Here is a 13,213-nt window from a genome sequence, read left to right on the forward strand (position 1 = left end):
CGGGGTGATACGTTTTTGCGTATCACCCCGACTTTTTTCGATGGCGTCACCTCCCGGTTACTCCGTCCGTATAGCCTTAATCGGATTTTCCTGTGCCGCCCGCAGCGATTTGCCACATACCGTAACGGCTGCAATGGCGAACGCCGTAAAACCGGCCACGGCAAACACCCACCATTCGATGCCCGTGCGGTATACATAGTTATCGAGCCATTTATTCATTATCCACCACCCCAGCGGAAACGCTACAAGAAATGATAGTCCCACTAATTTCAGGAAGTCCATGGAGATGAGCAGGATGATATGGGATACACTTGCGCCGAGTGTCTTGCGGATGCCAATTTCCTTGACCTTGGTTTCAGCGGTAAACGTAACGAGACCAAAGAGTCCCAAGCATGAAATCAGGATGGCGATACCGGCGAATACATTGAATAGCCGGCCCGCCTGAATATCGCTTTTGTAAAGCTTGTCAAACGATTCATCCATGAACTGATAATCAAATTCGAACTCGGCGTTGTATCGCTTCCACAGCGTTTCCACGGCGGCAATGGCCCGGGCTGCTTCTGCACCGGTGGTTTTGATATACATGCCGTTGAGTGGAACCGTGGCATCTGCAAATAATACGCAGGGGGCGATGGTTCTTTTCAAATCGGCGAAATGGAAATCCTTGACGACACCGGCGATCGTCACCGGGCGATAGCGGAACGTGATCGGTTTGCCCACAGGGTCGCTGAGCCCCATTTGCCTGACGGCGGTTTCGTTGAGGATGACATACCCCGAATCCGACGGTGTGCCGGTAAAGCCGTGCCCTTCGACTAATTTGAGATCCATGACGTCCAAAAATTGATGGTCCACGGCCATTTGGTATACCATGAAGTTGGCCATGCTGGCGGGTTTCCCTTCCCACTCAATATCACCGGTACCGGAGCCGATGTTGCTGATGTCGCCGCTGGCCGCCGTAACGCTTTTGATGCCGGGCTGATTTACCAGCTCGGTGCGCACGGCTTCAAAGCGGCTCAGAAAATTTTTTTGGTTAAATAAAAATACGTTTTCCTTATCGTAACCCAATTCCTTTTTGCGGATGTATTCGAGCTGGCGACTGATGATGATGGTTGCGATGATAAGCACTACGGAACAGGTGAATTGAAGGATGACCAGCGCTTTGCGGAACCCGTTGTTTTTGCCGATGCCTGGCAAAACGCCTTTCAAGGCCTGTGCAGGCTTGAAGGTCGAAAGTAGCAACGCAGGGTAGATGCCCGCCAATGCCACAACGGAAAGTAGGGTGCCACCAAAGAGCAACCACACCCGGGAATCAGACAGGCTAAATACCATTTCTTTGCCGGAAAGGCTATTGTAAAGTGGCATGGCCGCATAAGCAAATCCGATGGACAGACACATCGCGATGAAGAAGACGACAACGGATTCGGTGATGAACTGCCAGAAAAGGTGGCCCCGGTTGGCCCCGACGACCTTTCGGACGCTGACCTCTTTGCTCCGCCGTGTAGACCGGGCAGTGACGAGGTTGACGTAATTGATGGATGCAATCAACAGAATGATGAGGGCAACCCAAGCAAAAATCCGTACCTGCTGCATGCCGCGCTCTTCGCCCTTACCATTGTACAGGTGAATGTCTTTTAGTGGCTGTAGGAAGTAGACAAGTGTTTTGAATAATTCTGCTTCGTTGTTTTTCCGGTGTAGGTCGGCCAGTTGGGTTTCAACAGTTTTCGGAGTTGATCCTGCTTGGAGTAAAAAGAAAGTACGATAGCTAAAGCTTCCCCATTCTTCATTAATGCCTGCACCTTCCCGATTTTCGTTGAGCAGTTCGATGGGAAGTAGAAAATCGGTCTCTATGGAGGAATTGTGCGGGAAATCAGCAATGACACCGGTCACCCGGAAGTTTCGTTTGCCATCAGGATTGTTGGGATCGAGATTGAGCACGACCGTTTGGCCCAACACCTCCTCATGACCGAAGTACTTGCGTGCCAATGTTTCGGTCAGCACGATGGAATTGTTGTCGGGAAATGGAAGTTGGCGATTGCCGGCCAACCACGCGAAATCGAACAGATGGAAGAAGGAGGGGTCGACCTGCTGCCCGGACTCAGCGAACGTACGGTTATCGTTCGGTTTGCTGATGGATGCCTCGCTGTTCGTCATCCGGCATGCGGCCTCGACGCTGGGCAATTCCGATTGGCCAAACACCGCTAAAGGAGGTGGTCCTACAGGCCAAACGTTTTCGGAAGTGACATCGAAAGTTGTCGAAACCTGAAAAATCCGGTTGCCCTTGCTATGCATCCGGTCATAACTCAGTTCATCCCAAACCCAAAGGAGAATGAGGATGGCGGCGGAAAGACTTAGCGCCAATCCGAAAATATTAATGGCTGAATAGGCGCTATGCTTGGCAAGCGCCCTGAAAGCCGTTTTAAGATAGTTCGTCAGCATCTTGTTTGTTTTTATGTGGTTGCTTCAACTGAGGCATAATTACTCGTCCCGCAAGCTGCGTACCGGATTTGCCATCCCCGCTTTGATGGCTTGATAGCTGATAGTGAGTAGCGAGATAGAAATCGCAAGTACACCTGACAGCGCAAATACCCACCATTCTACACCTATGCTATACGTGTAGCCGGCAAGCCATTTATTCATCGCATACCACGCGACAGGAGAGGCTATGACAAACGCCACGAATACCAATTTGAGAAAGTCCTTAGACAGCAAGACGGTCACGTTGAATACCGAGGCACCGAGTACCTTTCTTACACCGACTTCCTTGATCCGGCTCTCTGCGGTGAACGTGGCAAGTCCAAATAACCCAAGACAGGAAATAAAAATGGTCAAACCGGCAAATAGTGCGGCCAGTGTGCCCACCCGTTGTTCTTCCCTGAATTTTCTCGCATACGCTTCATCTACAAAACGGTATTCAAACGGATAATCCGGATTGTGGATTTTTAAAACCTGTTCGGCAATCGCTAAGTTACGTTGCGTCGAATTAGCCGGGTTTAATTTGATATGGATGGTCGTAAACCATGATTTGGGTCCGAAAACAACCAGTTGCTGTACATTTTCAAACGGAGATTCGTAGATAAAATCCTTTACCACGCCAACCACGCGCCAGTCTTCACCGTCTGCCCTCAAAATGGTATTTAACGGATCTTCCAGGCGCATCATTCTTACAGCGGTCTCGTTTAGCAAGATCGAAGTCGAATCGCCGGGAAATTGGTAAATGTCGATATCGCGGCCCATGACCAATGTTGCGCCGATGGTCTTGACAAAGTCAGCATCGGTAGCCATCCGCACGAAATCTATTCGCTTGTCTTCTTCTGTGCTACCCGTCCAACTCCAGCCCCAGCTGTCGCTAAAACGGGTGATGATGGGGCTCATGGATTTCGTGACGGCTATCGCGGCGCCTTGGCTGATTAACTCGTTTCGGATAAGCTCATAGTTGCGTTCGATAGCCCCTTCCATGGATAGATACACGAGGTTGTCGCGGTCATACCCATTATCTCTCGACTGTGCATATCTGATCTGTTGGGAGACAATGATGGTGGCAATGATGAGGATGATGGCGAAGGTAAATTGCAGCACAACCAGTACCTTTCTTGGGCTGACGGTGGCATGGCTGCGCTTGAACAAGCCTTTCAGCACTTTGACAGGCTTGAAAGCCGATAGGTACAGGGCCGGATAGCTGCCAGCCAATAGTCCGCAAATCACGACAAAGGAAAGTGAAAACAACCAAAATAGCGGATTCCCCAGGTCTACTGACAGGGCCTTATTCACCAAGCCGCTAAAGGCCGGCAGGGTAAGGAATACAAAGCCCAAAGCAAAGACAAATGCGATCGCGGCCAGCAACAGGCTTTCGCCCAGAAATTGGCCGATCAGTAGTTCTTTCTGTGCACCGACAACTTTGCGGATACCCACTTCTTTTGCTCTTTTTTCACTTCGGGCGGTACTGAGGTCCATGAAATTAATGCAGGCGATGATGAGAATAAACCCGGCGATGATCACGAATAACCGCACCATTTCAATTCGGCCGCCCGTATAATATCCATTTTCTTGTCGGGAGTACAGCCAGGCTTCCGTAAGCGGCTGGGTGAACACTTCCCGGTTTTTGTATAACGGATCATTTGCCAGGTGATCCTTGGTAATATTTTTTATTTTTTGATCGAATGCTGCGTGTGATACTCCTTCCTTCAATAACACAAACGTTGCCAGTGCATTATTTGCCCAAGAGCTATCCCGCCAACCTAATCGGACACTGTAATCCCAAGGCATCAAGTAGGCAAAATCGAAACGGGTGTTGCTTGGCAAATCTTCCAGAATGCCCGACACGGTGAATTGATCGGTACTGTCGATTTTAATGATTTTGCCCATGGGGTCGGCGTCACCGAATAGGTTTTGCGCCAGTTTTTCGGTAAGGACAATGTTATAGGTGCCGTTAAGAGCGGTTTTCGGATCGCCCTGCTTCAGTGGTAAGCTGAATGTGGTCAAAAAGCCGGGATCTGTAAATGCACCCCGATGTTTTTGTTTTTTGTCGCCCACGGTAAACAGAAAGCTGTTGAAGTCATTGTACCGGATGGCGTCTTCTACTTCGGGGTAATCCTGTTTTAGCGTAGGCGCCATGATGTTTGGTGTCCATGACCAAGCGTTGATGACGCCTTCGTTGATATCCCTATTGTTGGCGATGAAAATCCGGTCTTTCTTTTCGTGAAATTGGTCGTGACTTACTTCGTTTTGTATCCAGATTAAAATCAACATGCATGACGTCATCCCAACACTTAGACCTAAAATGTTGATGAACGAATAGACTTTGTTGCGCACTAAATTCCGCCACGCGACTTTTATATAGTTGTGTAACATACTAATCTGTTTTTTTACTCCGTACCGCCATCCTGATTAAGGCGGCGGTCATGCCTACATCCTATCGGCATGGTTGCATGCGGTCCTAAAAGCCGTCTTGAAATCGTTTTTATCATGTTAGTTGCTGATTCTCAACTCTTGTACCCTATCATACGTTTCGTAGCTTGACGTCACCACTTTATCTCCCGGCGCTAAGCCGCTGATGACTTCGTAGTAATCGGGGTTTTGACGGCCAAGTTGCACATCCACACGGTAAGCAGTTTTGCCATCTTCGGTGAGTTTGAACACCCAGTTGCCGCCGGTTTGTTGGTAAAAGCCGCCTTTGGCGAGTAATACTGCCTTGGTTTCGTCACTGAGCGCCAGGCGGATTTGTAACGTCTGACCGCGGCGGATGCCATCAGGCACCTCGTTTACAAATTCCATGTCGACCTGGAACCGGCCGTTGGTCACCTGGGTATAAACCTTTTTGATGACTAATTTGTAGCTTTTGCCGGCAAAGGTAAATTCGCCTTCCAAATCAGGGTAAATACGGGAAATATAGTGCTCATCGATATCGGCACGTACCTTGAAACCGGTTAGCACATCGATCTGTCCAAGGCGCTCGCCTGGATTTTTGCTCTGGCCGATTTCAGCGTCAAAGGAGGTAAGCTGTCCATCGACCGGTGCCCGGAGAATGAGGTCGTCAACCTTCTGGCGCATGAGATTAAGAGCGGCTTGTGTACGCTCATACATCTGCCGGTCTTGATTGACCTTCTGCATGGTGGATACGGAATCTTGTGTAAGGATTTGTTTAGTCAGCTCCATGCGTTCCTTTTGGTAGTTGTAATCATTGAGCGCCTGTTGGTACTCCTGAGAACCGATGGCCTTTTGTTCATAAAGGGTTTTATTGAGCTTATACACGCGTTCGGCTTCCTTGAGCCGGTTTTCCACGTCGGCCATCTGGTTGCGGTTATTGATCGACATTTGCTGGGCATTGGTTTGTGCTATTTGCGATTGGGTGAGGAGGTTAAGTACAGAAGTCTCCTGGTTGATCAAGCTCAATTCCAAATCGGTGTTGGAAAGCCGCATGATGGGATCGCCTTTTTTAAGCTTGGCGCCGTCTTCTACAAATTTCTCTTCCACACGCCCGCCCACGGACGCGTCCAAAAAAATGCTGGTAATAGGAAGTACGGTGCCGTTTACAGGGATAAATTCGCGAAAAGAATCTTCTTTAACTTCGGATATGGTGATGCGTTCGGCATCCACATTGAGCCGTGAATTGCCGGACGTAAAATAATAACTGGCAAATATCAACGCAAGAATACCTGCCCCGCCTACAACCATCGTGATGCGTTTACTGTTCCATCGTTTTTTCGGTAATGCTCTGTCCATTTTTTCTTTTTTGTAATCAGTGGTCTGCGTGAAACCACCGACCACTTCTATAAAACGCCGTGCCAAAAATGTAAGTGTGTTTAAAACAGGTGATTGCCTGGTGTTATAAAACGAAACTGTCCGATATCGGACACCTGATGTGCGATAGCGAACATGTGCGGCTGAATAGTGTGCAGGTATAAAATTACATCAACTTGAAGAAGTCGATGATGAGGCTTTTCAGCTGTACGTAGGCCGTGAACGGCAGCGTGGAGGCCCGGTCATGGATGTCGTGGTAAGCGGCGATGCCTCCCTGCGTGTAAATGAAAAAACTGGGAACGCCCTCCTGGTAAAACGGGCAATGGTCACTGTTGCACGACTCGCCACGGCTATTTATTGCCTTGAGGTATTGTTGATCGTCATTCAGCTGCGTCATGCGGCTGAACGCTTCGGGGAAAATGGGGGCGTTGACCACCGTAATGCCGTCGTCACCGGTACCTACCATGTCGAAGTTGATCAGAAACTTGATTTTTGCCAGATCGATGGGGGTGTTTTTGACGAATGCTTTGGATCCGAGCAAACCGGACTCTTCCCCCGAAAAGGCGATGAATACCATCGAGTATTTCGGGGGATGATTGGCATAGTGCCTAGCCAAATCTAAGATAAAGGCAGTGCCGCTTGCGTTGTCATTGGCACCGGGAATGTACGTTTTTTTGCCCATGCGGCCGAGGTGGTCATAGTGCGCGCATACCACGATCATGGAATCGGGGGAAGCGGTGCCCGGTATGATGCCGGCGACGTTTTGGGTGGTATAGTTGGGTGTCCAAACCGACTCAACGGTAATAGCAATCGACGATATTCCTTGGGGATCAAGCCGGGGCTGGTTGACAAAGATGACCGGTCTTGCGCTGGGTTTCGTCTGCGACGACCACGTCAATTTACTGTCGTCATAAATAATCACTCCGGGTAATGCAATATCAGGGTCGTTGCGCAGAAACAAAATAGCCGCATCAGCTTGTCTCGCCAGTTCCCTGGATTCGTCCGCTGGTTTACGGTTGTCAATCAACAGGAAATGCCCGTCCTTAACGATATCACTCACAGGCACGCGATCGCCATACAGGTCGCTCCTTTTGATTGTGTTCACTGCAAACCGGCCATCCACAGATGGGCTTCCGGACCAGACAATAAAATCGACTCCGGGTGTGAGGCGATGATTATCAAGTGAAACGCGTAGATCGCCGGGGAAGGTATTGGCACCTAGCTCGAAATGCTGGAAATAGTCGTTTTCGAATAAGGGTTTTACGCCTGTCTTTTTCATTTCTGCAGCGATAAAACGCGCCGCCTTTTTATCGCCGTTCGCTGCATAACCCCGGCCATTGAACGCAGGAGAGGCCAGCCGCTTGACTACCTGTTTGGCATATTGTGTATCGTCGCTTTGTGCTGAAGTGAGGAGTGATGGGACGATAAAAAGAACGATGGCTATAAATTTTCTACACATGTTTGTGGTCTATTGCAATTTCTCGTTAATCAATGGTCATCAGTTCGATATGGGAGGGGTGCTCAGGTGTAAAAAACACTTCATGCCACGCCGGTGTAAAGTCGGTTTCATCGGCGTGGTAGATGTCTACAAATTGCTGCGGGTTGCGGTCGACCAATGGAAACCACGAGCTCTGGACCTGTACCATAATACGGTGACCTTTTTTGAATGTATGTGCGGCATCCTGCAAGTCAAACGAGATCGGGGTCACCTTGCCCGGTTCAAGCGGTTCGGGCTTTTCGAAGCTATTTCTGAATTTGGCCCGCATCACTTCGCCGCGGACCATCAGTTGGTAGCCGCCCATGACGGCCGTGGGCCTTTCCGGATGGTTGGGCGTGTTGTCGGGAAAGACATCGATGAGTTTTACTACAAAGTCGGCATCCGTGCCGGTGGTTTTGACAAACAGGTTGGCCGTTAAGCGGCCGGCGATCTGCACGTCGTCTGCCAAGGGCTCGGTCATGAACACCAGCACATCCGGCCTACGGGCGGCGAAGCGTTGGTCTTCGACCATGTATGCACTGCCACGGAGCAGCCTGATTTCGGCCGTATAAGGTACCGGGTTGCCGGGATCACTGTAATACGCAGCCGAAGCAACCTTGCCGGCTTCGGCAGGCGCTTCAAAGCCAAGTTTGCCGCCGGGAAGCAGATACAGCTTTTGTGTTTTCGCAAATCTTGGCGGCCACTGGCGGTAAGCGTTCCAGATATGGCTTCCTGTATCAAAGATGTATGCCTCCGGCAGGTGCGGATCCGGCTTGCCTTTCAGGTGATGCATGAAAAAAGGCCATTCGATGTTTTCGCGGTAAAACTCGGCTGTGGCTGATCCAAAAGGTATATTGTCAAGCCAGTCGCCTCGGCCCCGCGCCCAGGTGCCGTGATACCAGGGGCCCATGACAAAATGTTGTCGGGTCTGTGGGCTTTGGGTGGCAATGGCGGTCTGTGTTTTGATGGGGCCGTAGAGGTCCTCCTGGTCGAACCATCCACCAACCGTGAGTACAGCTGGTTTGACATCCTTCAAGTGGGGGAGGGGAGTACGTGCCTGCCAGAAACTATCGTATGTCCCATGTGTCATCAGGTCATTCCACAGCGTATTATTGGTGCCCGCTAATTTGGCGGTAAGGTTTTTTAGCGTTTTGGCGGTTAAGTAGAAGTCGTATCCGTCCGGTGTTCCATACGCGTTGTATCCGGGCATGCCGCGGGGTGATATGCTATCCCGTTCGCGGCCGTAGGATGAAACGAATGCGAACGACCCCATAAGCATGAATGCACCATTATGGTGCCGGTCGTCGCCCATGAACCAATCGGTTACCGGTGCTTGAGGCGATACCGCCACAAGCGCGGGATGAGCATCGATGAGGCCCGCCGTAGCGTAGCCACCAGGAGCCGAGATACCCCACATGCCCACTTTCCCGTTGTTGTGCGGGATGTTGTGCACGAGCCAATCGATGGTGTCATAGGTATCCGAGCTTTCGTCAATATCCTGACGATGCGTTTTATTGGGGTTGTAGGGACGTACCGCAACAAAGTTGCCTTCGGACATGTATTTGCCGCGGATATCCTGATAGACGAAGATAAACCGTTCATGCGTAAAACGAATGTTGGGACCTAATGGGGCTCGATAAGCGTCCGGGCCGTAGGGGGCAACGCTATATGGCGTACGCATCAGTAAAATCGGATATACCTGCGTGGTATCCTTGGGTGCGTAAACAGCGGTGAAGAGTTTTGTCCCATCGCGCATGGGTATTAAAAATTCTCTTTTTTTATAGTGTTCACGAATGAAAAGCGTGTCGGCGGGTGTGGGTTGGGAAAGTGCTGCGAGACTGATGGATAAAACGGTAAGAATAACGCAGCTTATGCGGTAAATGTTCATGGTTTTGTGTTCGTGTCTTAAGTAACTGGCTAAAAAAGCATGCAATGGTAGCCAAAACCGCGCTCATTTGCAACAAAAATCATAACTTCGCTGCGCTCAGCAATATTTTTGGGCATAAAGTTATTCCAGATACATGAAACAGTTGCATAACCGTCGGGATTTCCTGCGGGGAACCGCCTTATTGATGGGGGCTTTTTCAGGGCAAAGTCTATTTTCTAAGTCGATGGCAAAGTCCATAGCTCCATTTGATAAAAAAATGGCAGGAAAATCGGCATCTGAAGTGGCGCGTGATGAAGATTACTGGTCGGTGGTACAGCAAGGCTACAGTGCCAGTTTTTCTAATATCCTGATTTTAAATAACGGCGGTGTGTCGCCGCCTCCCATTGTCGTGCAGCAGGCCGTGGAAAATTATCATAAGCTGGCCGACCAAGGGCCTTCTTACTATATGTGGCGTATCCTGGATCAAGGGCGTGAGCCACTTCGGCAGAAATTGGCCCGCTTGGCCGGCACGGACCCTGAGGAAATCGCAATCAACCGGAATGCTACGGAAGCGTTGAATACGGTCATTTTCGGCATGGATCTCCAGCGCGGGGATGAGGTTATCGGATGCCACTTGGACTATCCAAACATGATGCATGCCTGGAGGCAGCGGGCCCAACGTGAAGGGATTGTCTATAAGCAGCTGGCTTTTGACTTTCCGATTGAAGACGATGACTTGATTGTAGCGGCCTACCGCGACGCGATTACGCCACGTACCAAGGTCATCCATGTGACGCATGTCATCAATTGGGTAGGCCAAATCATGCCGGTAAAAAAAATCTGTGAAATGGCCCATGAGCATGGAATCGAAGTCATCGTGGATGGGGCGCATTCATTCGGTCTGCTGGATTTCAAGGTCTCGGACCTGGGGTGTGACTATTTCGGCACCAGCTTGCACAAGTTTCTATCGGCACCCGTAGGTACAGGAATGATGTGGATGAAACGCGAGCACATCGGAAAAATCTGGCCGTTGGTATGCGATGGCGAGCCAAAAAGGAGCGATATCCGGAAGTTTGAAACGCTGGGCACGCGCAGTTTCCCGTTAGAGCAGGGGATCGGCGAAGCGATTAATTTCCATGAAGGGATTGGCCCGAAGCGAAAAGAAGAGCGTGTACGTTACTTGAAAGACTACTGGGCAAAGGAGGCTGTGAGCCATATTCCCCGGGTACGGCTGCATACGTCACTCGCTGCCGCCTATTCCTGCGGGATTTGCGGGGTAAGCATGGATGGCATGACCGCGCCAGAACTTGACGCTGCCTTGTTCAATCGGTATAAGATACACACGACGGCCATGGTAAACGACTACGTGCACTGCGTGCGGATCACCCCACACGTATACACCAGCCTGAGCGATCTGGATCGCTTGCTCGATGCACTCCATGGGATCGCAAAATCATAAGTGGTTACAGATCGTCCACCAATCGCTCGAAAGCCATACCGCGTGACGCCTTGAGGAGTACCAGCGCGCCACGGACGGGCTGGTGGCGCAGTGCGTCCCTGGCAGCTTCTGTGGTCTCATAGAACTCGGCATGGGGATGGCGGTGCTGCATGAAAGCTTCGCCTACGAAAATGGTGCGTACGGCACCCAATGCGGCTGCTTGCTGGACTACCTTGCCATGCTCTTCATAGGATTCGTCACCCATTTCGAACATGTCGCCAAGGATGACAACCTTGTGGCTGGCCTCAAGAAACCGGAGATTGTCCAATGCGGCAGCCATACTGCTCGCATTGGCATTATAATAATCGCAAATCACGGTATTGTGTTTGGTTTGGGTAAGCTGCGAGCGGTTGTTGGCTGGTGTGTAGTCGGCTATCGCCTGGTTGATATTGCCGGGCGTGATGCCAAAATGCCTGCCGATGCATATTGCGGCGAGGATATTTTCCGTATTGTATGCGCCGGTAAGCTGGGTGCGTACCGTACGCGGCGTTGCATCTCCTTGTTCCCGCCAGCGCAGCTCAAGCATGGGGGAGGCATGCGCTAACTCGCCTATCAGGTCATTGGTCGCCGAAAAGCCATAGTTGACGATGTGCTGGATATTCCTTGCACCAGCCATCTCGTTGAGCAAAGGATTGTCGTTTTGCAAAAACAACGTGCCCTGATGGGCGGCGAGGTAGTCATACAGCTCACCCTTCGTCTTTTTTACACCTTCAAAACCGCCGAAGCCTGCTAAGTGCGCTTTGCCAACATTGGTGATCAGGCCGTGGGTGGGATGGGCAATATCGCAAAGCAGTGCGATTTCGCCGGGATGGTTGGCTCCCATCTCGATAACAGCGATTTCGGTTTGGTGCGAGATAGCGAGTATGGTGAGCGGCACGCCGATATGGTTATTGAGATTGCCCTTGGTGGCATACGTAATGAACTGCTTCGAGAGTACAGCATGGACCAATTCTTTCGTGGTGGTCTTGCCATTCGAGCCCGTGATCCCAATAAAGGGTATCTGCAGCTGCATGCGGTGGAAGCGGGCTAATTCCTGCAAAGCGATCAACACATCATCAACAAGCAAAAAGCGATCGTCACGCCGGTATTGACGTTCGTCAATGACAGCATACCGGGCACCTTTTTCGAGCGCCTCAGACGCAAACTGATTGCCATTGAAATTCGACCCCTTGAGGGCGAAAAACAGACTGTCGGGCTGGATATGACGTGTATCCGTACTGATAAGTGGATACTTGAGGAAATAGGGGTATAATGCAGCAGGCTCCATCATGCAAGTTTAGCGAATATTGCTGATTTCAGGAAATAAGTCAAAACTTGTGTAATGCATGATGTAGGAGCAACGGATTCGGTAAACGGCTGTCGCTGCTCATAAATTTGATCTTTGTTGCGTTTTAATCACAAAAAAATGTAATTTTACCGGACAAATTTATCCCGCGACCAATTATATCTCAGGCAATTCAGCTAAATTGAGGTTTTTTTTATTGAAGAGATGGATGAAACATCACTGTTGAACGGCTTGATTGCCGGAGACAAACGAGCTTTTTCAATGCTTTTCAGTGCGTACTGGAAAGAGCTTTATGCCTATGTTATCCGTATCATAAAGGATAAGGAAGAAAGTGTTGATATCGTACAAGATGCGTTTACGTCGCTGTGGCAACAACGCGAGCAGTTGCATGAAGTGAAGTCATTGAAAGGCTATATCTTTGCCATGGTGCACCACAAGGCTATCCGATTTATCAAAAGCAGTATACGGCACCGCGATTATGTCGTTGCGATGGCAGCTTATTTTCCGGATCCACACCATTCATTGGAAGCAGAGATCGATGCGCATGATTTGGCCGCATTCATCAACGCAGAAATTGCGAAACTGCCACCAAAGATGCGGGAAGTATTTCTCTTGAGCCGAAATGAACGGCTTTCTTACAAGGAAATTGCGGTGAAGCTGTCTATTGCGGAGAACACGGTTAGAAAGCAGGTCAGTTTTTCGATCAAATACCTCAGGATGAAAATAAATAAAGCCTATTTCTCCGTAGGCGCTGCGCTGTTTGTGCTGATAAGGGCGTTGCTGTCTTAAAAGCTGCTTGAACCACCTTTTTTTGCTCCTAAACAATTCAATTCATTATTTGTTTGTAAA

General features: G+C 50.0%; 8 protein-coding genes. 2 read left to right on the forward strand and 6 right to left on the reverse strand.

Annotation, left to right across the window (positions count from 1 at the left end):
• Positions 1-57 precede the first annotated feature (57 nt).
• The 5 genes from JHJ32_RS20595 to JHJ32_RS20615 form a co-directional block, all read right to left on the reverse strand.
• Positions 58-2,436, reverse strand: coding sequence for an ABC transporter permease (locus tag JHJ32_RS20595; protein WP_200122263.1), 2,379 nt, complete (start codon positions 2,434-2,436; stop codon positions 58-60).
• Between the two features lie 39 nt (positions 2,437-2,475).
• Positions 2,476-4,848, reverse strand: coding sequence for an ABC transporter permease (locus tag JHJ32_RS20600; protein WP_200122270.1), 2,373 nt, complete (start codon positions 4,846-4,848; stop codon positions 2,476-2,478).
• A 117-nt stretch (positions 4,849-4,965) separates the two neighbouring features.
• The gene (locus tag JHJ32_RS20605) at positions 4,966-6,219 is read right to left on the reverse strand and encodes an efflux RND transporter periplasmic adaptor subunit (RefSeq protein WP_079718670.1); all 1,254 of its coding nucleotides are present in this window, start codon (positions 6,217-6,219) and stop codon (positions 4,966-4,968) included.
• Between the two features lie 184 nt (positions 6,220-6,403).
• Positions 6,404-7,696 (reverse strand): M28 family metallopeptidase, encoded by a 1,293-nt coding sequence (locus tag JHJ32_RS20610; RefSeq protein ID WP_233632784.1) that lies wholly within the window; start codon positions 7,694-7,696, stop codon positions 6,404-6,406.
• 25 nt (positions 7,697-7,721) lie between these two features.
• A complete protein-coding gene (locus JHJ32_RS20615) occupies positions 7,722-9,602 on the reverse strand; it encodes a CocE/NonD family hydrolase (RefSeq protein WP_200122277.1) in 1,881 nt (626 codons plus the stop codon).
• Between the two features lie 133 nt (positions 9,603-9,735).
• Between JHJ32_RS20615 and JHJ32_RS20620 the strand changes: the two genes are divergently transcribed.
• Complete coding sequence (locus JHJ32_RS20620) at positions 9,736-11,040, forward strand: aminotransferase class V-fold PLP-dependent enzyme (protein ID WP_200122279.1); 1,305 nt, start codon at positions 9,736-9,738, stop codon at positions 11,038-11,040.
• Positions 11,041-11,044: 4 nt separating this feature from the next.
• Here JHJ32_RS20620 and murF read toward each other — a convergent pair whose 3' ends face one another.
• Positions 11,045-12,349, reverse strand: a complete 1,305-nt coding sequence (gene murF / locus JHJ32_RS20625; protein ID WP_317043128.1) for a UDP-N-acetylmuramoyl-tripeptide--D-alanyl-D-alanine ligase — start codon at positions 12,347-12,349, stop codon at positions 11,045-11,047.
• A 219-nt stretch (positions 12,350-12,568) separates the two neighbouring features.
• Between murF and JHJ32_RS20630 the strand changes: the two genes are divergently transcribed.
• Positions 12,569-13,153, forward strand: a complete 585-nt coding sequence (locus JHJ32_RS20630) for an RNA polymerase sigma factor (protein WP_079718657.1) — start codon at positions 12,569-12,571, stop codon at positions 13,151-13,153.
• Positions 13,154-13,213: the final 60 nt, after the last annotated feature.

It is taken from the genome of Parapedobacter sp. ISTM3, assembly GCF_016533505.1.
GTDB classification, from domain to species: domain Bacteria; phylum Bacteroidota; class Bacteroidia; order Sphingobacteriales; family Sphingobacteriaceae; genus Parapedobacter; species Parapedobacter luteus.